This window comes from Streptomyces sp. NPDC101234 (assembly GCF_044767525.1).
GTDB classification, from domain to species: domain Bacteria; phylum Actinomycetota; class Actinomycetes; order Streptomycetales; family Streptomycetaceae; genus Streptomyces; species Streptomyces sasae.
Window position 1 is genome coordinate 253,060 of the sequence record NZ_JBIWOA010000008.1, and the last position, 21,467, is coordinate 274,526.

Here is a 21,467-nt window from a genome sequence, read left to right on the forward strand (position 1 = left end):
GGCTCGGCCGACCCCCGCGTCGACCCCCGCTCCCGGCTCGGCCCGGCCCCCGCGTCCCAGCTCGGCCCGGTCAGCCGCCGCGTCCCAGCTCGGCCCGGCCGGCCCCTGCGTCCCAGCTCGGCCCGGGCGACCCTCGCGTCTCAGCTCGGCTCGGTCAGCCGTCTGCCGCCTCGGCTCGGTCAGCCGTCCGCCCGTCCGAACAGCGGGGCGAGGAGCAGTTGGGCCGCACCCTCCGCGACGGCGCGGTCGCCGCCGGGGGCGAGGCGGACGGGGACGATCGTGCCGAGGCCGCCCTCGCGACGGGCGCGTCCGTCGAGGACGGCGGCGACGCCCCGCACGAAGGTCTCCGGGGCGGCCGCGACCGTACGGCCGCCGAGCAGCACGAGGTCGATGTCGAGCAGCCCGGCGATGTTCGCGGCCCCGGCGCCAAGGACACGCGCCGCCTCGCCCCCGTCCCCCCGGCCCACCGCCGCCAGGCACAGCGCCTCGACGCAGCCCCGGTTGCCGCAGTGGCACGGGGGCCCGTCCAGCTGGATGACCTGGTGCCCGAACTCCCCCGCCCCGGTCCGCGCCCCCCGGTGCACGCTGTCGCCGATCACCAGACCGGCGCCGAGCCCCGTACCGAGGTGCAGATAGGCGAAGGACCCGGCCTCGCCGCCGACGGCGAGGCCGAGGGCGGCCGCGTTGGTGTCCTTGTCGACGACGACCGGCACCCCGAGCCGCTCCGCGAGGGCGTCCCGCAGCGGGAAGCCGTCCCACTCGGGGAACCCGGTGACCCGGTGCAGCACACCGTGGATGTGATCGAGCGGCCCGGGCAGCGCGACCCCGACGCCGAGGACGTCCGTCTCCCCGCGCAACTCCCCCACCAGCTCCGCGACCGCCCCCACCACGGCCGCCGCGCCCGCCCCCAGGTCCAGCTCGGCGCGCCGCTCCGCCACGACCCTGCCGTCCAGATCGACGAGCACCGCCCGCAGTTCGTCCCGGTCGAGGTGCACGCCCACCGCGTGCCCGGCTTCCGGCACCAGCCGCAGCACGGTGGCCGGCTTGCCCCCCGTGGACGCGCGCCGCCCGGCCTCCGCCGCGAGGCCCTCCTCCCGCAGCCGGGCGGTGATCTTGCTGACCGCCTGCGGGGTCAGGCCGGTCCGCTCGGCCAGTTCGAGCCGGCTGATGCCCTCGCTCCCCGCCGTCCGCAGCAGATCCAGCACCAGCGCGGTGTTGTGACTGCGCACGGCGAGCAGATTCGCTCCGGCCGCGCCCGGCCCGCTCCTCGTCCTGTTCACGCCACCCATTCTCCCTGCCACTTGCACTTTGGCAACAGCGTTGCGAAAGTGGAACCCATGACCCGCACAGCTGCCACTCCCCTCCGCGTCGGCCTCATCGGCTACGGCCTCGCCGGATCCGTCTTCCACGCACCCCTGATCGCCGCCACCGAGGGCCTCGCCCTGGACACGGTGGTCACCTCGAACCCCGAGCGGCAGGCGCAGGCGAAGGCCGAGTTCCCGGACGTCCGGACGGCCGCCACCCCCGACGAGCTGTTCGACCGGACCGCCGAACTCGACCTGATCGTCATCGCGTCCCCGAACAGGACGCACGTCCCGCTGGCGACGACCGCGCTGAAGGCGGGCCTGCCGGTCGTGGTGGACAAGCCGGTCGCCGGCACCGCCGCCGAGGCGCGCGAGCTGGCCGCCCTCGCCGAGGAGCACGGCCTGCTGCTCTCGGTCTTCCAGAACCGCCGCTGGGACAACGACTTCCTGACCCTGCGCAAGCTGCTGGCGGAGGGTGAGCTCGGTGACGCCTGGCGCTTCGAGTCCCGCTTCGAACGCTGGCGCCCGCAGCCCAAGGGCGGCTGGCGCGAGTCCGGCGACCCGGCAGAGATCGGAGGTCTCCTCTACGACCTCGGCAGCCATGTCGTCGACCAGGCCCTGGTCCTCTTCGGCCCGGCCACCGAGGTGTACGCCGAGTCCGTGATCCGCCGCGACGGCGCGGAGACCGACGACGACACGTTCATCGCCGTCACCCACGCGAACGGCGTCCGCTCCCACCTCTACGTCTCGGCGACGACGGCCCAGCTCGGCCCGCGTTTCCGGGTGCTGGGCTCGAAGGCCGGCTACGTCAAGTACGGCCTGGACCCGCAGGAGGCGGCGCTGCGCGAGGGCGAGCGCCCGGGCACCTCGGACGGCTGGGGTGCCGAACCGGAGTCCCTGTACGGCCGTATCGGCGCGGGAGAGTCCCCGGTCACCGGCGGCGGCCGTATCGTCCCCACTGTCCCCGGCGACTACCCCGCGTACTACACGGCCGTGGCCGCGGCCCTGCGGGGCGAGGGTCCCAACCCGGTGACCGCCCTGGAGGCGGCCGCCGCCCTGGACGTACTGGAAGCAGCCCGCCGCTCGGCGCGAGACAAGGTGACGGTGACCCTCTGATGCACCACCCGCAGATCACCCCGCGGTCCACTCCCGAACTCACCCCGTCGGTGGAGGAGTTGGAGAAGCAGGAACATCGCCTGGTCTTCAGGCAGTTCACCAACGACGACGCGTGGGCGCTGGGCTCCCTGCTGGTGGAGATGGCAAGGGAGCGCCAGGCCCCGGTGGCCATCGACATCCACCGCGCGGGCCAGCAGCTCTTCCACGCGGCCCTGCCCGGCTCGACCCCCGACAACGACGCGTGGATCGAGCGCAAGCGCCGGGTGGTGGAGCGGTACGGCGCGGCTTCGTACCTGGTGGGGGCCCGTTTCCGGGCGAAGGGCACGTCCTTCGAGGAGTCGTCCCGCCTGGACCCGGACACCTACGCGGCACACGGCGGCTCGTTCCCGATCAACGTGGAGAACGTGGGCGTGATCGGCTCGGTGACAGTCTCCGGCCTACCCCAACTCCAGGACCACCGCTTCGTGGTGGAGGCCCTGGAGAACTTCCTGAAGCTGTAGACGCCCCTCCCTGGAGCGCCCCGTCAGGGGCGTTGGGGGTACCCCCGGCCGAAGGCTGGGGGAGGAACTGCGCGAGCAACCACGGCGACGCCGCACCCGCCCGCGCTGAGCAACCCCACGCCCCTCAGGCGTTCTTGAACTCCTGCCGCTGCTTGCCGAGCCCCGCGATCTCCAGCTCCACCACGTCCCCGCCCCGCAGGAACGGCTTCGGCTCGGGCGCCCCCAGCGCGACCCCGGCCGGAGTCCCCGTGTTGATGACGTCACCCGGGTAGAGCACCATGAACCGGCTTACGTACCGCACGACTTCCGCGACCGGGAAGATCTGCTCGGCCGTGGTCCCGTCCTGCTTCAGTTCGCCGTTCACCCAGAGCTTCAGGGACAGTTCCTGCGGATCCCCGACCTCGTCCGCCGTGACCAGCCACGGCCCCAGCGGATTGAACGTCTCGCAGTTCTTCCCCTTGTCCCAGGTCCCGCCCCGCTCGATCTGGAACTCCCGCTCGGACACGTCGTGCGCGACGGCGTACCCGGCGACATAGGCCAACGGGTCCTCGTCGTCGGCCACATAACGCGCCGTACGCCCGATGACGACGGCGAGCTCGACCTCCCAGTCGGTCTTCACGGACCCGCGGGGGACCAGCACGGTGTCGTTCGGCCCCACGACCGTGTCCGCGGCCTTGAAGAAGACGACCGGCTCGGCCGGCGGCTCGGCCCCCGTCTCACGCGCGTGGTCGTGGTAGTTGAGCCCGATGCACACGATCTTGCCGATGCGCCCCAGCGGCGGCCCGATCCGCAGCCCGGTCGCGTCGAGCACGGGCAGCTCCCCGGCGTCGGCGGCGGCACGGACCCGGCCGAGCGCCGCGTCGTCGGCGAGCAGCGCCCCGTCGATGTCGTCCACGACACCCGACAGGTCCCGCAGGGTTCCCTCGGCGTCGAGCAGCGCGGGCCGCTCCGCCCCCGCCGTACCGACTCGCAGCAGCTTCATGGTCGTCACCATCTCCCTTGATAGCGGGCGCCCGGCCGACGTGTGCAGCCATCGGAGGACTGGTCGATCCTCCAAGATGCGGGTGCAGCGGGCAAGAGCCTGTTCACGTACTGGACCGTAGCCGCGCCGCCTTCATCGATACGGCCTCATCGGCACAGCCTCATCGATACAGCGCCGCCCGCTCCACCGCGCTCCAGGCCGCACTGGTCACCACGTACAGCGCGGCCGCCAGCGGCACCACGGCCACGGTGACGAGCGTGAAGTAGGACATGTACGGCGCGAGTCCGGCGACCGCCCCCAGGCCCGGCACCTGCTGCTCCCCCTCACTCACCCCCGCCGTCCCGGCCCCCGTCCCCGTCACCGCCGGTGTCCCCGTCCCCATCCCCATCCGCCTGGTGCGACGGAAGTTGAAGGTGGCGACGACGGCGACCAGGGCGAACAGCGACAGATAGACCAGCCCGGCGCTCCCGAACGCCCCGTCGCCGAGGACGTCGGCCCACCGCCCGCCGAGCGGAGCCCCCAGCAGCTCATGGGAGAGCAGGCCGTTGTCATGGCCGCCGATCGTGGAGTTGGAGAACAGGTGGTAGAGGAGGAAGAACGCGGGCAGTTGCAGCAGCACGGGCAGACAGCCGGACAACGGCGACACCTTTTCCTCCGCGTGCAGCTCCAGCACCGCCTTCTGCAGGGCCTGCTGGTCCTTCCCGTGTTTCTTCCGCAGCTCGGCGATTCTGGGCTGGAGCGCGGCGCGGGCGCGCTGGCCGCGGGCGGCGGCGCGGGAGAGGGGATGCACGAGCAGTCGTACCAGCGCGGTGAACAGGACGATCGCGGCGGCGGCCGCCGAGGCGTGGAAGAGCGGCTGGAGCAGGTCGGCGAGATGCTCGACCAGGCCGGCGAAAACGGACATGGGAACGGACATGGGTGGGAGCCCTCCGAGGGGTCTCGTCGTGCCGTGAGTGAAGAGGTGGGACGGCATGACGACCCGCGCGGGGTCACCCGGACCGGACCGGACCGAATCGGACCGGCTTGGACCGAATCAGATCGGATCGGATCCGATCGGCCGGGTGCCCTACGCGGTGGTCGCCTGGAGGGCGTGTCCGGGTGCTCGTGGGCGGCTGCGACCCTTCGCATCCGGATCGCGCTGCGGCAGGAAGGCGGTGCGCCGGTCCCGGTCGCGTATCGCCGTACGGACCCGGGTGGGCGGTACGGCGGGAGCGGAGCGGGCCGCGCGGAGGGCGCAGACGGCGAGGGCGGATCCGGCGGCGGCGGTCGCGGCGAGCGCGACGGTGGTGAAGAGGCTGCCGGAGTCGAGCAGCAGAAGGTCGAGGAGCAGGAGCAACAGAAGGGCGGCCGGACGCGACGGCAGGACCCAACGGCCGTTCACACGCATCGCCCAGCCCCCTCCGCTCACGCATACGCCCATGCTCACTGCCGCCTATTACACATGATCCGTTTCCAGCGGCTCCAGGAGCCTCTTGGGCTTGAGGAGCGCCCGGCTGACCGGATCGGCCGGGTCGGGGTTGAGTCCCGGTCCCGGCGTAAGGAGAACGTCCGCGACGGGTACGACGGTTCCACAGGCGGGACATTCGCCGTACGACCCGAGTTCCGTACCGCACTCCACGTGCCGGAGGTAGCGCAGCCGGCGCTCCATGCGGTGCTCGCGCCCCCAGACACCGAGGGCGCGCAGGACGGGCCAGAGCGCGATCCCGCAGTCGGTGAGGAGGTACTCGTCCCGGGGCGGCGACTCCTGGTACCGGCGCCTCTCCAGGATCCCCTCCTCGGTGAGCGTCCTGAGGCGGGCCGACAGGACGGCGCGCGGGATGCCGAGGTGGACGAGGAAGTCGTTGTACCGCCGGACGCCGTAGAGCGCGTCGCGGATGACGAGCAGGGTCCACCGCTCGCCTACGACCTCCAGCGCGCTGGCGATCGAGCACTCCTGCGTCGCGTAGTCCTTGCCCAGTGCCATGGAGTCCACCTTAGTCAGTTTCGCAGCTACGGGTTCAATGAACGAACCGACGGTGTTACGGTACAGCCATGACTAGGTTCAATGAAAGAACTTTGAAGCCTGCGAGCCCTTCGCCAAGTACGCCGGCCGTCACGGAACCACCCTCGTCCCCAACCCGAGGCGCCCGCTCCGCCCTCGCCCTGACCAGTGCCGCGACCGCCGTGGCCCTGATGACGTACACGGCCCCGGTGGTCACGCTCCCGGACACGGCGGCGGCCCTGCACACACCGGCCTCCGCGCAGGCCTGGCTCCTGAACGGCACCCCGCTCGGCCTCGCCGCCCTCCTCCTGGTGGCGGGCAGCCTGGCCGACGACTACGGGCGCCGCCGCATCTTCGTCGCCGGCACCCTCGCCCTCGGCCTGACCACCGCCCTCGGCGGTCTGACGACCTCCACCTGGGCCTTCACCCTCGCCCGGGTGGCGCAGGGCGCGGCGAGCGCGGCGATCCTGGCGAGCAGCCTGGGCCTGCTGGTGACCGCGTACCCGAGCCCGCGCGGCCGGCTGCACGCGACGGGTGTGTGGGGCGCGTTCGTGAGCGGCGGCATCGCGGTCGGCCCGCTGGTCGCCGGGGCGATGCCCGACTGGCGGGTGGCGTACGCCGTACTGGGCGCGGCCGCGCTGATCGTGGCGGCGCTCTCCTTCCGTACGCTGCCGGAGTCCCGCTCACCGCGCGGCGGCCGCCCGGATGTCGCCGGGGCCCTGACCTTCGGCCTCGCGCTGGTGTCCCTGGTGGCGGCCCTGACCCTGGGCCGGGACGGCTGGCTGCGCCCGCAGGTGGGCCTGCTGCTGGCGGCGACGGTGATCCTGCTGGCGGTCTTCACCCTGATCGAGCGGCGCTTCTCACCGACCCCGATGATCGACCTGGCCCTGCTCCGCAGCCCCCGCTTCCTGGGCTCCTCCACCGCCGGTCTCTTCACCGGCCTGACGGTGATAGGCCTGTTCAGCTTCCTGCCGGCGCTGCTCCAGCGGACGCTCGGGATGTCCGCCATGAACACGGCATGGCTGTTCCTGCTCTGGTCCGGCCTGTCCTTCACGGTGGCACTGCAGGCCAAGCGCCTGGCGGGCCGCGTCTCCCCGCGCTGGCAACTGGCGGCGGGTTTCCTGCTGCACGCGGCCGGCGCGCTGACCATGCTGGGCGCGCTGGACGCCGGCTCATGGCCACGCCTGCTGCCGGGCATGGTCCTGGGCGGGGTGGGCAGCGGCCTCCTCAACGCGGCCCTGCCGCTGCTCGCGGTCGAGTCGGTCCCCACCGCCCGCGCGGCGATGGGCTCGGGCGCCCAGCAGACGTTCCGCTACATCGGCTCCTGCGCGGGCGTGGCCCTGACCATCGCCCTGGCGACGTCCAGCGGCGGCGGCCTGGCCCACGGGGCGGACGTGGCGATGGTGGTGTCGGCGGCGCTGGCGGCCGTGGGGGCGGCGGGGGTACTGGGGCTGCGGGAGCGGGCGCACTAGGGCCGTATCGGCAGGGTTCGCCCTGCCGATACGGCCTCGCGGAGCCGTTCGCCGGCGGCACGCGGCCACTACTGCGTCGGGTCGGGATGCGGCGAGACGCGTGGAGCCGTTGCCCCTCCGGGCCGGGACTCGGCATCGCCGAGGTAGTAGACGGCTCCGGATTCACGACGCGGTGAGCTCACGAGAAGCCGGCCGACCACCCGCCCCCGCGTGTCCCGAACCTGCCAGGGATCGAGACCTGTCCCCCAGGACACCTGTTCGTCGCTGCGTTCTCCGGGAGCGAGTCGACCGCTCATGTCATGGCAGTCACGCCCACGGCTGTCGCCGCACTCGAACAGGACGGCCGGGGATCCGGTGTCGTTGACGAAGGCGACGGAGCTGAAGTTGGCAGGGTCCGTGGGATCCATGGTCGCCGGATCGCAAGCACTCAGAAATCCCGCGAATCCCGCGAATCCCGCGACGAGTGCGGCAGCAGGCCAAGTCCTGTGCGCCCAAGAACCCACGTCGGACCTCCCATTCGGCGACGGGAGCCTACGGCGCGCGACCGCGGCCGCAGTCGCCCACATTGCAGTGCCACCGGTGTCGGTACACATTGGGAGGAGGAGCTTGCATCTCTCGGATTCAGATCGTGAAGCCGTGAGCCGATGTAAGGGATCGCACCATGCCCACTGAACCTTCTCCTCGGATCATAGATGTCGATGCCGGCAACGACGTCCCCGGCAAGAACGCCACCTCGCTGGGAGTTGACGGCGAGAACTTCACACCGGGCGGAAAAGCTCATTTCACGTTCACCGGAAGCGGCAAGACCTTGGCGCAAGGCACGGCGGACGTGGACCAGAGCGGGTTCGTCACTTGGAGCGCAGTGGTGAAGCCCCCACTCGGATGCGGGAGTTCGGTGTCCGTAGCGGGAAAGGACATGACGTCCGGCAGGGAAACCGACCATTCGTCCGCAGACGTGTTCTGCCCCTGAGATCCGGGAGTCCGGCCGTGGCGGTCCCGGGGAGCGTTGCGCGGATCCAAGACGGTTGGCTGGCAAGCGGCCCGGCACACCCGGAGTGGCACGCCGGGCCGTTGGCGATGGCCGCGAAGGCCGTCGTCAGCTGATGCGTTCCTCGACCCAGAGGACGTACGCCTTGGTCTCCTGATTGCACATGTAAGCGATGAACCTGTTGTTGGAGTTGACCAGCGACGTGCCGACGGATGTGCATTTTGCGAGCGTGTCGTAGCCGTCCCAGCGAATCAACGGACGGCCAGGCCGCTTGTTACGGGAGATGCGGGCAGGGCGTCATCGGATGAGGTTCCGGTGCCACCGCGGGGTGCATCGAGAGCGACAAGACGGCGTCATCCTCCCGCATCTGCGACAACGCCTCGTACCGGAAGGCGTCGAGACCACCGACCGACAACTACGCGACCACCGTGCGCCTAATTCTCCTCGGGAAGCGAGGCGAGGAAAGTCTCGACGTCCGGCTTCACGTAGCTCGACAGGTCGGTCAGCATCGTCACGGCGGCTTTCAGCTCGCGAGCGAGGTCGGGGTTTTCCTTCCATACTTCCGGATCCACGACGACTACCGCGTACAGAAGCTCGTCGTCGAAGAAGTAGCCGCCCTCCGCCTGGGCTCGTGCCGATTCAGTGAGGATCTTCACCGCCAGGGGCAGGAGCAGGGGCACCCCCTCCTTCTGGGTGATCAACCTGGCCAGTTCATGGGACTCCAGGGTTCCGATCGGGCGTCGGCGGAGTTGGTGGATGGCCTTGACCAGCGAGGTGCTTTCCTCAGGTGGATCCGGCCAGCGGCGCCCCTCCAACTGTTCGAGCGACTTGTCCAGGGCCATGGGCTGGGACATCGTCGGGTCCTCTCCTGTTCCAGGCGCGAGCCAAAGCGGTCCGAGCCCCTGCGGCGGGATCGTGCACCGCTCAGCGGTGGCCGATCGAGTGCAGGAAGCCATTCAGACGGTCGAGCTCGTCAATGGTTTCCTTACGCTTCTTCTTCAGGACTTCCAAACCGCGGTCCGTGATGGATTCCGGTGGATTCCTCAACTCCGCATCCAGGATCTGACGGATGTTGTTCAAGCCGTTGCGGGCCTGCGTCAGGTCGGCGATGTGGTCGAAAGGAGTTCCATCAGGTTTCCTGGCGACAACCTCGCCATTCGCCTCCCGGCGAGCGGCGCTGTAGTGGTTGTGGTTCGGCTGGGAGTTTATCTCTCCGAGAGGGTCCTTCTTGATGTTCTCAAGTCGGCTGATCGCCCGCTGTGCGGCATCACGCAGTCCCAGCTCACGGCACTCTGGCGCGAGTCCGAGCGGATCGGTCCACGTGAGTGGATTGTGGACGTAGGTATGGGGGTTCGGAGCCGGAAGCAGCCCGAGAGGATCCGGGGAGAGGTAGCGGGCGCTCTCGGGGTCGTAGTAGCGGAAGTAGTTGTAGTGAAGTTCGGTCTCACGGTCGTAGTACTGACCCGGAAACCTGAGCGGAGTGTAGGCCGCGCTCTTCGCCGTCCACGCTGTTTTGCCCCAGAGCGTGGAGCGTGTCCGCCACGCGACGCTTCCCTCTTCGCCGAGAAGTTCCGTCGGTGCACCGGCGAGGTCGGTGACGATCGCGAAGAAGCGTGAGTCGATCTCCTCTTGAGGTGCTTCGGCAAGAGTCACACGTTCGCTCTGGGCAAGCGGGTGCAAGCCGTCATGCTCCCAGGTGAGGGTGACCAGACGTGGCGAATCCGCGACTCTGGTCGTCTGTTCGCAGACCGTGCTGGAATCCCAGGTGAAGTCGACCTGTTCGGCGACGGCTGTGCCGTCGGCAGTGAGCCTCTGCTTGGCGATGCGGCGCCCCAGAGGGTCGTACAGATAGCGCCAGACCGTGCCGTCGGGCGTCACGGCCGTTGTGAGCCGGTCTTCGGCATCCCAGGTATAGCGCCAGGTGTCCGGCTTCCGGGAAAGCCTTGTCCTCTGGCGAAGAGTGATCCGGCCACGAGCGTCGTGTTCATACCGAACGCGCCCAGCCCGTGTGATGCGGCCGCCGTCGTACACTCGCGGCCCGGCGGCCTCGTGGCCCGGGTGTACCTCCGGCCAGTCCGCCGCGGTCTGGTTGCCGGACTCGTCGTACGCGTAGCGTTCCGCCCAGCCCTCCGCCCGGACTTCGGTGACGCGCCCCATGACGTCCAGCGTCATGCGCCGACTGCCGTTCAGGTGATCGTCCAGTCGCTCGAGGTAGCCGTCCGACCGATAGCTGTAGCCGCGCTCCTGGATGACGTGACCGGTGGGGCTTGTCACGGCCTGCCGGGTGAGCCGACCCACCACGTCGTGGGTATGGGACATCACGATGGACTCGCCGACGCGCCGGGCGCGTTCTCGGCCGGCGGCGTCGTATTCGAGGTTGATCGTGCGGCCTGCGGCGACAAGGGCGACGAGGTTGTCCGCAGCATCGTGCCCGAAGGTGCTCACCGCGCCGACGGGAGTGGTACGGCTCGTACGGCGGCCCAGCTCATCGTACGTATACCGTGTGGTGAGCCCATTGACGGTTTCGGCGCTCAAGTTGCCGCTGATGTCGAACTGTCGGCTCAATGACGCGTCCGGACCGCATGCGTCCACAAGACGTCCGGCGGGATCGTACGCGTATGTGGTGACCAGACCGAGCATGTCCTTGCGGACGACGTGACCGAGGGCGTCGCGATCCAACCGGACCATCTGGCCGAGGGTGTCGCTCTTGCCCACGAGACGGCCGGCCGCGTCGTGAGAGTAGCTGAGTGTGCGGCCGTCGAAGTCTGTCTCGGCGGCCAGGCGTCCCGCAGCATCGATCACGTAATGCCACGTACGATTGGCCGGGTTCGTCACCTTCGCCAGGCGCAACTCGGTGTCGTACATGTACTCGTAGCGCGCACCGTCGGGATCGACACGGGCAGTCAGCAGGTCGAAGTGGCCGTATTCGAAGCGGCTCGTCGCTCCTGTGGGGGTGGTGTGGGCCGTGCAGTTCCCCTCGGCGTCGTATGCCCAGGATTCCGAACTGCCGTCGGGCGTGATCCGTCGCTTCGGCTGCCCGTCGGCGGTCCATTCCGTGCGGGTCGCGGCCCCCAGGGGATCCGTGAGTGCGATGGTGCGGCCGAAGGAGTCTCGCTCATACCCGGTGACACTGCCGAGCGGATCCCGGATCTGGAGCGGCACGCCCGCCGCGTTGTTCCGTACGGACGTGGTGCGTCCCAGAGCATCGGTGACCGACGTCAGGTGCCCGGAGCTGTTGTAACCGAATCGGGTTGTCGCTCCACTCGGCTCCACGACGGCAATGCGGTTCCCACGATCGTCGTGGATATTGCGCCACACCGAGCCGACCGGGTCCGTCACCGTCTCGATCAGCCCAAGGGCGCTGTACGTGGCAGCCGTCTCATAACCGTCAGGCCGAATGACCTTGATCATGTCCCCCGTGCTGTCGTAGCAAAGGTGCGTGCTGCATCCCGTCTGGTCGGTGAAGGCCGTTACTTGCAGCTGGTCGTTCCACTCCTGGCGAATGGTGTTGCCGAGGGGGTCGGTCTCCCTGGTCAGCCGCAGGTTCTCGTTGTGTTCGTAGACGCGGGTGTGGCCGAGAGAGTCGGTCACGGAGGTGGTGCGGGTGGCGTCGTCGTACGTGAGGGTGGAGGCGAGGGCGTCACCGGTGCCGCCGGTGGCGATCACGCGGCCTTGTTCGTCGTACCGGTACCAGTAAGTGGTGCAGTTCCGGTCGGTCCAGGAGGTGACGCGACCCTCGACGTCGTACTCGTAACGCATCCGCAGCCCCGAAGAGTTGGTTTCGCCGGCCAACCGGCCCTGCTCGTCGTAGCCGAAGGTGAGCAGGGTGGTGCCCGGCCGGTCCGGGCGGGTGGGGTCGAGCAGGCGCAGGCCGGTGATGCGGGAGCGGGCCGGGTCGTGGTCCAGGGCGATCCGATAGCCGCCGGAGTGGACGACCGCGCCCGGAAGGTCGCCTTGCTCGTACTCGACGGTGATGCGGTTGCCGTTGCGGTCCTGGATGTGCTGCAGGGGCAGGTCGACGGCCGTGTCGTCGGCTGCGGCGACCGGGGAGTGGAAGACGTGGATCAGTCCCGTGTCCGGGTCGGTGACACGGACCGCGCCGTCGGTCTCCGCGTCCCAGGACAGAGTCAGCCGCGAGCCCGGGGTCAGCGGGCGCACCGGCTCGTCGGTCTGCGGATCCAGTGGCGGGAAGCACAGGCGGGCGCCGTCCGCCGCCGCGTACACGAAGCCCTCCTCGTCGGCCTGGACGCGTTGGTCGAGGGTGGAGGCCCAACTGGGCCCGAACCAGCCGCCCCACCGGTACGACGAGATGTGCGTACGTTCCAGAACCAGGGGCAGTACGCCCGGCAGGGACACGTCGGTGCGGGGCAGCGCCATGTCGCCGGTGGCCACGTCGATCGGGTCCCGCACGAACTTCTTGACCATGTTGCGGATCGAAGCGGGCAGCTTGTCGAAGCCCGGACTCAGCTTCAGCCGCTCGAACGCGGCACAGTCCAGTCCCATCGTCTTGCTGAGCCGGGCCAGTGCCGCCGGCCCCAGCGCCTTCAACCCCTTGCCGAGCGCCTTGCCCAGCATCCCGAACCCGACGCCCATCACCGCGCCCTCGGCAAGGATCCCCGCCAGTTTCTCCGGGTCCTTGAACGCGCCCGGGTCCTCCAGCAGCGTGGTGAACGCGGTGAAGGTCGCGCCCTCCTTGGCCAGCTTGGCCACCCCGGCGACGGCGCGGATCTCCTTGAGCGCCTTCAGCGCCCGCTCCACACTCCGGATGACCTCCATGATCTCGCGTACGGCGGTACCGAGGGCGGTGCCCTCCTCCTCGATCCGCCCGATCAGCGCCACCACCTTCAGCGCCCGCTCGCCCGCCATCAGGGTGGCGGCCACATCCGAGGCACCCGCGGTCAGCACCGACAGCGCCAGGCCCGCGATCTCGAACTCGGCGATCTCCGCGAGCATCACGCCGATCTCGGACAGCAGCTCGTGCGCCTTGTCGGCGAAGTCGTCGAGCGCCTTGGCGCCCTCGCGCAGCGCGTGCGCCATCTCCGTGGCCTGCTTGCGAGCCGCCTTGGAGCGCTTGCCGAACGCCTTGGCCGCCTTGCCGTCCCACTCCACGCCCCGCAAGGCACGCTCCGCGGCGGTGGCGGCGTCGTCCAGACCACCGGCCAGGTGCCGCCACTTCGTCGCGATCTCACGAACCCCGTCCGGATCCACCGCCGGATCCGAAATCCCCAGGAACTCAAGACCACTTGCGACCGAGTCGCCGAACATGTGGTTGAACTTGCTGATGTAGTGCAGGGGGTTGAGGTCAACCACGCCCGGTCAGCCCTTCTCGCCCTGGGCCGCGGCCGCGATCAGCACGTCCAGCAGATCGAAGGCGTCGGAGACCTCACCGATCAGCTTCGCCTCCGCGTCCCACTCCTCGCCCAACTGCTGGGTGAGTCTGGCGAGTGTGGTCATGCCCTCGCGTATCTCGCCCGTGGCACTGAGCAGTGACCCGAGAGCGCCCAGCGCATCCAGGTCATGCGACTGCGCCCGGAACTGCTGCAACGGCTTCGCCGTGTGATGCCCCACCCCACGCAGCCCCGACGCCGCCTTGTGCATCGACGCGGCTTCCTTCTTCAGGTCCGACATGCCACCCACCCCCGCACTTCACTCTGTGCACATGCCAACCCAAGACACTATGGAGAGCGGTTATGCGGAAGGTATCGGCGAGCCCAAGGCACGGCAAAGACCGCAAGCGCCTACGCCCACGGCCGCATCGACACCAGCTTCCCCCACACCACCATCCGGTACCGCGAGGTGAACTCGGGCGTGCAGGTGGTGAGGGTGATGTAGTACCCGGGCTCCTTGTATCCGTACGACGGCTTCACGATCGAACGCGGTACGGCGCGCACGACCCCGGAGTCCCGGGACGACGTCTGCGGCAGGATCTGGTCCACGACGTAGGTGTAGGTCGCCGACTCGGTCTCGACCTCGATCGTGTCCTTGCGCCGGAGGCGGGGCAGGTAGCGGAACGGCTCGCCGTGGGTGTTGCGATGCCCGGCCAGAGCGAAGTTCCCCGCCTGACCCGGCTGTTGAGTGCCCGGATAGTGACCGACGTACCCGTGGTTGAGCACGTTCGGCTTGCTGACCCCCTCGGCGATCGGGACGCGGAGACCGAGACGCGGGATGACGAGGATGGCGTACGCCTGCGAGGCGACGACCCGCGTGGTGTACGACGTCTGCTGCCGGCCGGAACCGGAACGGGTGGACGGCGCGGAGCGTGCCGTACCGGAACCGCCCTTGTCCGCACCGCTCGAACCTCCTGAGCCGGCGGACCCGCCATCGCCCCGCCCCCACTCCCGCTCCAGCGCCTCCACCTTCCGCTCGGCTCCCTGCTTCGCCTCCCGGTTGGTCCACCACAGCTGGTGCACGACGAGGAGCATGAGCACCACGCCCACGGTGACGAGCAGTTCACCCCCGGTCCACACCACCCGCCGTCGCCGCGCCCGCCACCGCCGGTCACCGTGGACCACGACCCGTCGCCCACCGCCTCCCACGCCCCTCCGGTCACCGCGTCCCACGCCCCGCCGCATCGCACACCTCCCGCCGGCCCACAACAGGCCCACAGCCGGCCCGCACGATAGGGCGACCGCCGCCAAGTCACCAGAGCCGTAGGGCTTCCTGTCGCAGTCCCTCCCCGCGATCACTTCCTCCACGGGTTTTAGAAACCGCTGTCGCAACCCTCGACAACCCCACACGCCACACCTGATGCTTCGTGTTGGCATGCGGGGGGACGAGTCGACGCCGGTCCGGGAACCGGTGTTTGAGCCGCACGGAGAGGTCGAGAAACAGCCATGATCCGACGCAGAACACTCCTGGCCGCCGCGGGAGGCGGCCTCCTGGGCAGCGCCCTGGCCACCGGCACGGCACGCGCCGACGCGACGATCGCCGTCAGCCCGTCGACCTCGTGGGGCACCTGGGAGGGCTGGGGTACGTCCCTCGCCTGGTGGGGCAACGTCTTCGGCACCAGGGACGACTTCGCCGACATCTTCTTCACCACCAAGTCGACGACGTACAACAGCACTTCGCTCCCCGGCCTGGGCCTGAACATCGCCCGCTACAACCTGGGCGCGTCCAGCTGGAACACCGTGAACGGCGAGAGCATGGTGGCGTCCGCCAACATCCCCGCGTTCAAGCAGATCGAGGGCTACTGGCAGGACTGGAACAACGAGGACCCGACGTCCTCGGCCTGGAACTGGACCGCGGACGCGACCCAGCGCGCGATGCTCGTGAAGGCGGTGAACCGCGGCGCGACCGCCGAGCTCTTCGCCAACTCCCCCATGTGGTGGATGTGTCTGAACCACAACCCGTCCGGCGCCGCCGACGGCGGCAACAACCTCCAGTCCTGGAACTACCGCCAGCACGCCTCCCACCTGGCGTCCGTCGCGCTGTACGCCAAGAACAACTGGGGCGTGAACTTCGCGACGGTCGAGGCCTTCAACGAGCCCTCGTCCGCCTGGTGGACGGCGACCGGCACCCAGGAGGGCTGCCACATCGACTCGACGGTCCAGGCGGCCGTACTCCCCTACCTCCGCAGCGAGTTGAACAGCCGAGGCCTGACCAGCACCAAGATCTCGGCCTCGGACGAGACGAGCTACGACCTGGCCCGCACCACCTGGAGCGCCTTCTCCTCCACCACGAAGGGCTACGTGGACCGCGTGAACGTCCACGGCTACCAGGGCTCGGGCGGCCGCCGCGACCTGCTCTACACGGACGTCGTGACGACGGCCGGCAAGGCCCTGTGGAACTCCGAGACCGGCGACAACGACGGCACCGGCTACACCATGGCCTTCAACCTGCTCTACGACTTCCGCTGGCTGCACCCCACCGCCTGGGTCTACTGGCAGGTCATGGACCCGTCCACGAACTGGGCGATGATCGCGTACGACGCAAGCACCCTGACGGCGGGCGCCATCACCACCAAGTACTACGTGATGGCCCAGTTCAGCCGCCACATCCGCCCCGGGATGAAGATCCTCGACACGGGCGTGAGCAACGCGGTGGCCGCCTACGACTCCTCGGCGAAGCGCCTGGTGATAGTCGCCCTCAACACCGCCACCTCCGCCCAGACCTTCACCTTCAACCTCTCCGGCTTCACCACGGTGACCGGCGGCACGGGCGGCCTGGTCCCGCGCTGGAACACGGTGACGACGGGCGGCGACACGTACAAGTCGTACTCGGACACGTACCTGTCCGGAAAGACGGTGGCGGTGTCGGTCGCGGCGAAGGCGGTGCAGACCCTGCAGATCGACGGCGTCACGATCTAGAAGGCGACCGGTGGCGGAGGGGGCACGGCGACTGCCGTTGCCCCCTCCGCCATCACAGCCGAACGCTCATCTCGACACGCACCTCATCCCCCACCGCCACCCCCTGAGGCTTGCGCACCGCACTCTTGAGCGGCAGCAGATACCCGCCGTCCTTGGGAAACAGGGACGTCTCGAAGACCACGCCGTCTCCCACCCTCGCCTCGACGGGAATGACCCCCCACCCGTACGAGGCCATGGCGGCGACAGCCCGAACCTCCTCGGACTCCTCCTCCGGCACGGGCACGAAGTAGTACGGCGCGGGCCCTCGCCACTCGATGACGCGCCCCCCGAACACGAACTGCATAAAACGACTCCCCTCACGACCGACTGCCCCCCATCTCTATCTCTCCTTTGTCACCGCCGGGCAGTACGGTGTCGTTCATGCGCCCCGACACGCCTGCCGAGAACGTCGACCACACAGCCGAAGCGGCACGCCTGGAGCGGACCGCCGGCCTCTACCCCGCGGACGCCGAGGCCCTCCTCCTCCAGGCCGCGGCCCACCTGGAACTGGCCGACGCCCGCCCCGCCGCGACCGCGCTCTACGACCGTCTGCTCGCCACCCCGGACAAGCTGGAGAACGCGCCCCTGGTCCGCGCCCTGAAGGCGTCGAACCTGTGGGAGTACGACCACGAGGCAGAGGCACGCGCGATCATCGACGGTCTCCGCACCACCGCCCCCCGCGACCCGGCCCCCTGGGTGATCGTGGCCGAATCCCTCGAATCCCACGACGAACTCGAAGCGGCGCACGACACGTTCACGGAGGCGGCAACCCTCCTCCTCACGGACGTCCCGGAACCCCCCTACGCCACCCGCCCCCTCCTCTTCGGCCGCCACCGGGTCCGCCGCATGCTGGGCCTCCCCCACGACGACTGGGACGCCCGCGCCGACACCCTCCACTCGTCCTCGGTCTCCCTGGACGAACTCCACGACCCCAAGCGCGTCTGGTCCCTGGGCTCGGACAACCCGGCGGAGCTGGAGGCGGAGATCTCCCGCCTCCAGGCCGAGCTGGGCGCCTACCGCGAGGCCCTCTCACGCCCGTTCCCGGTGGCGGTCCTGCACTGGCCGGCGGAGGAACTTTCAGAACTCCTGTCGGCGTACCCCGACCTGGCCACCGAGTACCCCTCCCACCCCGAACACCTCTCGACCATAGAGTCCTCCCTCCGCGAGCTCTCGACCTCCGGCACCCCGAACCTGGGCATCGTCACGGGCACGGTCCCGTCGTACGAGGCCTTCGCCGCGTCGGAGAGCTCTTCACCGGGCGACTCCGCCCTGCTCCCGCAGTACGCGACGACGCTGGCGGCCCGAGGCCGAGCGGTGGCCTGGCCGCCTCAGCGCAGCTCGGACTGCTGGTGCGGGGTGGGCTCGGTCTACGCCGAGTGCCACGGCGGTACCGGCGCCTGAAGCACCGGCCCGCCCCCGCTCCTCTCGTCCGCCTCGGGTCAGTGCTTGCGGAGTTGCGCCGCCAGGGCAGCCAGTGTCCGGGAGGTCTCGGTCAGGCTGGACACGGCGGCTTCCAGCTCCGCGGCAAGCCCGGGAACGGCGGTGAGCCCGGAGTCTTCGGTCCTGACGGGTGTGCCCCGATAACCGATGGGGCCTTCGTTGTGGCGCTGGTAGTAGCCGGTGAAGGCCTGCCCGGCGGGCGCTCCGGCGAAGCGGACGCGGGCGAGCTGGGTCTCGGTCGAGCCGGAGTTGCGGGTGATGTCGAGACGGTAGTGGCGGTACGTCCGTGCGTGGCCGCGTAGCACGAACTCCCGTGTCTCGAAGCGCCCGCTGAACGTTTCACCGGCGCGGGTGTCCAACGGCGTCCAGGTGCGGCCGTCGTGGGAGCCGTGGAGCGTCCAGTCGCGGGGGTCGCGGTCGGGCGCGTCGTTCGCCGACATCAGGGAGTACGAGGCGACGGCGGCGGGGCGGGCGAGGGCGAAGTCGAGCCGTGCGGTGTCGTCCCGGCCCAGCCACTTACTGTGCCGCCCATCGAGGAGGTTGTCCGCCACCTCGCCGGCGTCGTCGTACTCGTCACTCGCCTCGACCCCCGTCACCTCGACGTCAGTGAAGGCGGTGTGCAGGACGGCCGTGCCGGAGTTGCCGCGCTGGTCGCGCCAGCTCACCCGCTCGACGGACGCTCCACCGTCGTCGACCAGCAGCCGCAGCTCGGAAGAGCGGTGCCAGCCGCCGCCCCACCCTTCCTCCGCGTGGAAGCGGTTCAGGGTGGCCGCCGAAAGGTGCTCGATCTCGTCGGCGAAAGGCCACCGGTCGGTGAGATCTCCCCGATATTCGTACGCCGTGCCGTCCTGCGCACGGTAGCAACCATGGAAGCCGGACATCTCGCCCGAGAAGCTGACAGCGGCCTCGGCTCCGTCCTCGCCTCGCCAGGAGAGCTGCGCGGGCAGGGACTGTTCGCCGCGGTCGACGTGGAAGAGAAGTCTCGGCGCCGACTGCCAGGGGCCGTTGGCGGCATGGGCCGGGCGCAGTTCCGTACGGAAGGCGAACACCGAGTCCCGGGCGCCTTCCGCCACTCGGGCCCGCTCCGAACGGCCGCGCTCCCAGACGGGGTCGAGGGTGATCCGGTACAACCAGAGCATGCTGGAGGCCTTGGCCGAGGACTGTATCTCCAGCGTGTTGGTGCCGGGTATGAGCAGATCCCCGGGCACGGCGAAAACATTGTCATGCGCCAGGTCCCCACCACCGGGCACGGTCAGATCCTCGGCGAGCACCTTGCCCTGCAGCCGTACGGTCATGGGCGCGTACCCCGGCGAGGAACCGAGCTTGGACACGAGGGCCGTGACGGTGAGCGTCGCCTGGACGACATCCCCCGGGTCCTCCACCTCGAAGTCCACGGCCACCGTCCCGCCCGCCCCCACCACCACATGCGCCCCGGCGAACCGGGCCCCGTCGTACCGCGCCCGCCCGTTGGCCAGCCGCGCCGGCTCAACCGAAAAGTCCGCGTACGTGACTCCAAATCCCATGCCCACTCCATTGATTGACGGCACGTCACCGGGGCCCGCACCCACTGATGCCGACCGTGACCAGGGACCCTAGCCCGCCCCACTGACATCAACGGGATACCGCCACAGATCGCTCGTAAGACACCACCGCACCCGCCGAACAACCCGGCGTGCCCCCACCCAGCCGACGCGCCCCAACCCCGCCCGGAAACGCAGCCGACCCCACGGCACACCCCGGAAAGCCGCCACTTTCCCCGGGCCGCCCGCTCGCTTCTAACCCGTGCCGGAGCGGCCCGGGTCAAGGGTGGCCCGCAGGGCCATCGGCGCAGCCGACGCGGACGCGGAGCGCAGCGGAGCGGGAGCGCCCTTGAGGCGGGCCGCGGAGGCACGACACTGACGAAGAAGCGGGCGGCCCCTCTGGCGACGGCGCCCACTCCAACGAGGCAGGCCCACCCTTGGCTGTGCGCCGATCCACCTTCGCTGGCAAAATGCTCCTGTGTCAGATGTCGCCCCATCCTCTCCTCCCGTTTCCGCCCGCATGAGCAGGCAGGCGAGCAAGGACACGGAGGCCGAACTGGCAGTGCGGCGGCTGTTGCACGCGGCCGGACTGCGTTATCGCGTGGAGTACCCCGTGCCGGGCATGCCTCGGCGCCGGGTCGACGTGGCGTTCACCAGGGCCAAGGTCGCGGTCCTCATCGACGGCTGTTTCTGGCACGGCTGCCCTCAGCACGCCACGCAGCCAAAGGCCAACGCGGACTGGTGGCGTCGCAAGTTGGACCGAAACATGGCCCGCGACCGGGAGACGACCGAGCATCTGACCGCGGAAGGTTGGACGGTGCTGCGATTCTGGGAGCACGAAGCTCCTGAGGAAGTGGCCGCACGCGTGGCAGCGGCCGTGGCGCAGCGCCGGACCGACGAGACCCGAGGGAGAAGAGACTAAGCGGACTGACCTTCGTGGATATGTGCTCGAGCCGCGCCTGCTGCTGGACGAGGACAACCTCGCCGTCGATACTCCGCAGGCCAACCGACCGCACTGGAACGTGTTTCACACCGACCTGATGGACTTCGACCCCCAAGACCATCCTGAGAGCCTCGATGTGGATCTCCTCTAGGCCGGCCTGCTGCGGGTGAAGTCGAATCCGACCGTCAGACGCGCGGATTCGGGAGCCGAGAAGCGGTTGCTGACAGCCACGATCTATCTCGTCCATGCGACCGGGTCTCGCACGATGCTCATCGAGCACGTTTCCGGGCTCGCACTCGGACGCCTACAAGCAGTTTCGTGATTTCGCGCGAGCCGAACTGGCTGGCCTGGGACGCGAGTTCAGTTGGTTCGTCGTGAACGTGGTCGACTTCGGCGTGCCCAGAACCGCAAGTAGGGCGTCCTCGTCGCCATCGCGCGGCAGCGGGCGGCGGCATTCCGGCCACCAACACCGACTCTGGTCGGCGGCTCGAAGAACCGGGGCGGTGCGGACCTGGGGCCGACGGGAGCCAAGAGGGCATCCAGACCGACACCCTGCTCATCACCCTGGAGAAGAATGAAAGGGAATTCTCACCCACCATCCGCTACAAAGACTTTATTCTGAGCCGCCACCTCTTCCACGGGGAGTCCCAGAACGCAACCGCCGAAAACTCCCCTACGGGCATGCGCTACAAGCACCACTCCCAGCGGGGTAGCCGCTTCTCCTGTTCATGCGCCGCTACAAGGACACCGACATCGGCAAGTCACATCCATGGATGCTCCTCGGTCCAGCCACTTACAAGGAGCACACCGACAGCAACCCGATGGCGATCACCTAGCGCCTAAAGCACAACCTTCCGGCCGACGTGCGGACGTACT

The 21,467-nt window shown here is 69.5% G+C and carries 20 protein-coding genes and 1 pseudogene; 9 read left to right on the forward strand and 12 right to left on the reverse strand.

Annotation, left to right across the window (positions count from 1 at the left end; translation table 11 throughout):
* Positions 1 to 179 precede the first annotated feature (179 nt).
* Positions 180 to 1,289, reverse strand: coding sequence for an ROK family protein (locus tag ACIRR9_RS17445; protein ID WP_403752097.1), 1,110 nt, complete (start codon positions 1,287 to 1,289; stop codon positions 180 to 182).
* Between the two features lie 48 nt (positions 1,290 to 1,337).
* Between ACIRR9_RS17445 and ACIRR9_RS17450 the strand changes: the two genes are divergently transcribed.
* Together ACIRR9_RS17450 and ACIRR9_RS17455 are read left to right on the forward strand one after the other, a co-directional pair.
* Positions 1,338 to 2,420, forward strand: a complete 1,083-nt coding sequence (locus ACIRR9_RS17450) for a Gfo/Idh/MocA family oxidoreductase (protein WP_403752100.1) — start codon at positions 1,338 to 1,340, stop codon at positions 2,418 to 2,420.
* The gene (locus tag ACIRR9_RS17455; RefSeq protein ID WP_403752103.1) at positions 2,420 to 2,920 is read left to right on the forward strand and encodes a heme-degrading domain-containing protein; all 501 of its coding nucleotides are present in this window, start codon (positions 2,420 to 2,422) and stop codon (positions 2,918 to 2,920) included. The genes ACIRR9_RS17450 and ACIRR9_RS17455 overlap by 1 nt, the downstream gene beginning before the upstream one ends.
* Positions 2,921 to 3,044: 124 nt before the next feature.
* Here the strand turns inward: ACIRR9_RS17455 and ACIRR9_RS17460 are convergent, their stop codons facing one another.
* The 4 genes from ACIRR9_RS17460 to ACIRR9_RS17475 form a co-directional block, all read right to left on the reverse strand.
* Positions 3,045 to 3,902 (reverse strand): fumarylacetoacetate hydrolase family protein, encoded by an 858-nt coding sequence (locus tag ACIRR9_RS17460; protein WP_403752106.1) that lies wholly within the window; start codon positions 3,900 to 3,902, stop codon positions 3,045 to 3,047.
* A 160-nt stretch (positions 3,903 to 4,062) separates the two neighbouring features.
* Positions 4,063 to 4,806: a YidC/Oxa1 family membrane protein insertase gene (locus ACIRR9_RS17465; RefSeq protein ID WP_403752109.1), complete on the reverse strand. Its 744-nt coding sequence runs from the start codon at positions 4,804 to 4,806 to the stop codon at positions 4,063 to 4,065.
* A gap of 162 nt (positions 4,807 to 4,968) precedes the next feature.
* Positions 4,969 to 5,289 (reverse strand): DUF6412 domain-containing protein, encoded by a 321-nt coding sequence (locus ACIRR9_RS17470; protein WP_403752112.1) that lies wholly within the window; start codon positions 5,287 to 5,289, stop codon positions 4,969 to 4,971.
* A 48-nt stretch (positions 5,290 to 5,337) separates the two neighbouring features.
* A complete protein-coding gene (locus ACIRR9_RS17475) occupies positions 5,338 to 5,865 on the reverse strand; it encodes a winged helix-turn-helix transcriptional regulator (protein ID WP_403752115.1) in 528 nt (175 codons plus the stop codon).
* A gap of 68 nt (positions 5,866 to 5,933) precedes the next feature.
* Here ACIRR9_RS17475 and ACIRR9_RS17480 point away from each other — a divergent pair, with 68 nt between their 5' ends.
* Positions 5,934 to 7,355 carry an MFS transporter gene (locus ACIRR9_RS17480; RefSeq protein WP_403752118.1) on the forward strand — a complete coding sequence of 474 codons (1,422 nt, stop codon included), beginning with the start codon at positions 5,934 to 5,936 and terminating at the stop codon, positions 7,353 to 7,355.
* 661 nt (positions 7,356 to 8,016) lie between these two features.
* Entirely contained in the window at positions 8,017 to 8,325 is a 309-nt protein-coding gene (locus ACIRR9_RS17485) for a hypothetical protein (RefSeq protein WP_403752120.1), read from the forward strand.
* A gap of 126 nt (positions 8,326 to 8,451) precedes the next feature.
* Here the strand turns inward: ACIRR9_RS17485 and ACIRR9_RS17490 are convergent, their stop codons facing one another.
* The 5 genes from ACIRR9_RS17490 to ACIRR9_RS17510 form a co-directional block, all read right to left on the reverse strand.
* Positions 8,452 to 8,598: a hypothetical protein gene (locus ACIRR9_RS17490; protein WP_403752122.1), complete on the reverse strand. Its 147-nt coding sequence runs from the start codon at positions 8,596 to 8,598 to the stop codon at positions 8,452 to 8,454.
* A 179-nt stretch (positions 8,599 to 8,777) separates the two neighbouring features.
* Positions 8,778 to 9,185, reverse strand: coding sequence for a contact-dependent growth inhibition system immunity protein (locus tag ACIRR9_RS17495; RefSeq protein WP_384556124.1), 408 nt, complete (start codon positions 9,183 to 9,185; stop codon positions 8,778 to 8,780).
* 82 nt (positions 9,186 to 9,267) lie between these two features.
* Positions 9,268 to 13,653, reverse strand: a complete 4,386-nt coding sequence (locus ACIRR9_RS17500; protein WP_403752126.1) for a polymorphic toxin type 28 domain-containing protein — start codon at positions 13,651 to 13,653, stop codon at positions 9,268 to 9,270.
* A gap of 6 nt (positions 13,654 to 13,659) precedes the next feature.
* Positions 13,660 to 13,971 carry a hypothetical protein gene (locus ACIRR9_RS17505; RefSeq protein WP_403752129.1) on the reverse strand — a complete coding sequence of 104 codons (312 nt, stop codon included), beginning with the start codon at positions 13,969 to 13,971 and terminating at the stop codon, positions 13,660 to 13,662.
* Between the two features lie 110 nt (positions 13,972 to 14,081).
* Positions 14,082 to 14,915, reverse strand: coding sequence for a class E sortase (locus ACIRR9_RS17510; RefSeq protein ID WP_403752132.1), 834 nt, complete (start codon positions 14,913 to 14,915; stop codon positions 14,082 to 14,084).
* A gap of 261 nt (positions 14,916 to 15,176) precedes the next feature.
* Here ACIRR9_RS17510 and ACIRR9_RS17515 point away from each other — a divergent pair, with 261 nt between their 5' ends.
* Positions 15,177 to 16,649, forward strand: a complete 1,473-nt coding sequence (locus ACIRR9_RS17515) for a beta-1,6-galactanase (protein WP_403752135.1) — start codon at positions 15,177 to 15,179, stop codon at positions 16,647 to 16,649.
* 52 nt (positions 16,650 to 16,701) lie between these two features.
* On the opposite strand, the gene ACIRR9_RS17520 is transcribed toward ACIRR9_RS17515, so the two are convergent.
* Entirely contained in the window at positions 16,702 to 16,992 is a 291-nt protein-coding gene (locus ACIRR9_RS17520) for a DUF1905 domain-containing protein (RefSeq protein ID WP_365338096.1), read from the reverse strand.
* Between the two features lie 77 nt (positions 16,993 to 17,069).
* On the opposite strand from ACIRR9_RS17520, the gene ACIRR9_RS17525 reads away from it, so the two are divergent.
* Positions 17,070 to 18,089 carry a hypothetical protein gene (locus tag ACIRR9_RS17525; protein WP_403752139.1) on the forward strand — a complete coding sequence of 340 codons (1,020 nt, stop codon included), beginning with the start codon at positions 17,070 to 17,072 and terminating at the stop codon, positions 18,087 to 18,089.
* Between the two features lie 38 nt (positions 18,090 to 18,127).
* Here ACIRR9_RS17525 and ACIRR9_RS17530 read toward each other — a convergent pair whose 3' ends face one another.
* Entirely contained in the window at positions 18,128 to 19,651 is a 1,524-nt protein-coding gene (locus ACIRR9_RS17530) for an alpha-1,2-mannosidase (RefSeq protein WP_403752142.1), read from the reverse strand.
* Between the two features lie 517 nt (positions 19,652 to 20,168).
* Between ACIRR9_RS17530 and ACIRR9_RS17535 the strand changes: the two genes are divergently transcribed.
* The 3 genes and pseudogenes from ACIRR9_RS17535 to ACIRR9_RS17545 all read left to right on the forward strand — a co-directional run.
* Entirely contained in the window at positions 20,169 to 20,570 is a 402-nt protein-coding gene (locus ACIRR9_RS17535) for a very short patch repair endonuclease (protein WP_403752145.1), read from the forward strand.
* 22 nt (positions 20,571 to 20,592) lie between these two features.
* Positions 20,593 to 20,742, forward strand: coding sequence for a hypothetical protein (locus ACIRR9_RS17540; protein WP_403752148.1), 150 nt, complete (start codon positions 20,593 to 20,595; stop codon positions 20,740 to 20,742).
* A gap of 380 nt (positions 20,743 to 21,122) precedes the next feature.
* A pseudogene (locus tag ACIRR9_RS17545) lies at positions 21,123 to 21,427 on the forward strand (DUF3427 domain-containing protein); the annotation flags it as partial.
* Positions 21,428 to 21,467 lie beyond the last annotated feature (40 nt).

Coding starts and splice junctions, on each gene's coding strand:
- ACIRR9_RS17495 (WP_384556124.1), bottom strand. CDS start 9,185: ATGGCCCTGGACAAGTCGCTCGAACAGTTGGAGGGGCGCCGCTGGCCG.
- ACIRR9_RS17510 (WP_403752132.1), bottom strand. CDS start 14,915: ATGCGGCGGGGCGTGGGACGCGGTGACCGGAGGGGCGTGGGAGGCGGT.
- ACIRR9_RS17485 (WP_403752120.1), top strand. CDS start 8,017: ATGCCCACTGAACCTTCTCCTCGGATCATAGATGTCGATGCCGGCAAC.
- ACIRR9_RS17530 (WP_403752142.1), bottom strand. CDS start 19,651: ATGGGATTTGGAGTCACGTACGCGGACTTTTCGGTTGAGCCGGCGCGG.
- ACIRR9_RS17515 (WP_403752135.1), top strand. CDS start 15,177: ATGATCCGACGCAGAACACTCCTGGCCGCCGCGGGAGGCGGCCTCCTG.
- ACIRR9_RS17480 (WP_403752118.1), top strand. CDS start 5,934: ATGACTAGGTTCAATGAAAGAACTTTGAAGCCTGCGAGCCCTTCGCCA.
- ACIRR9_RS17465 (WP_403752109.1), bottom strand. CDS start 4,806: ATGTCCGTTTTCGCCGGCCTGGTCGAGCATCTCGCCGACCTGCTCCAG.
- ACIRR9_RS17505 (WP_403752129.1), bottom strand. CDS start 13,971: ATGTCGGACCTGAAGAAGGAAGCCGCGTCGATGCACAAGGCGGCGTCG.
- ACIRR9_RS17520 (WP_365338096.1), bottom strand. CDS start 16,992: ATGCAGTTCGTGTTCGGGGGGCGCGTCATCGAGTGGCGAGGGCCCGCG.
- ACIRR9_RS17470 (WP_403752112.1), bottom strand. CDS start 5,289: ATGCGTGTGAACGGCCGTTGGGTCCTGCCGTCGCGTCCGGCCGCCCTT.
- ACIRR9_RS17525 (WP_403752139.1), top strand. CDS start 17,070: ATGCGCCCCGACACGCCTGCCGAGAACGTCGACCACACAGCCGAAGCG.
- ACIRR9_RS17450 (WP_403752100.1), top strand. CDS start 1,338: ATGACCCGCACAGCTGCCACTCCCCTCCGCGTCGGCCTCATCGGCTAC.
- ACIRR9_RS17475 (WP_403752115.1), bottom strand. CDS start 5,865: ATGGCACTGGGCAAGGACTACGCGACGCAGGAGTGCTCGATCGCCAGC.
- ACIRR9_RS17445 (WP_403752097.1), bottom strand. CDS start 1,289: ATGGGTGGCGTGAACAGGACGAGGAGCGGGCCGGGCGCGGCCGGAGCG.
- ACIRR9_RS17455 (WP_403752103.1), top strand. CDS start 2,420: ATGCACCACCCGCAGATCACCCCGCGGTCCACTCCCGAACTCACCCCG.
- ACIRR9_RS17535 (WP_403752145.1), top strand. CDS start 20,169: ATGAGCAGGCAGGCGAGCAAGGACACGGAGGCCGAACTGGCAGTGCGG.
- ACIRR9_RS17460 (WP_403752106.1), bottom strand. CDS start 3,902: ATGAAGCTGCTGCGAGTCGGTACGGCGGGGGCGGAGCGGCCCGCGCTG.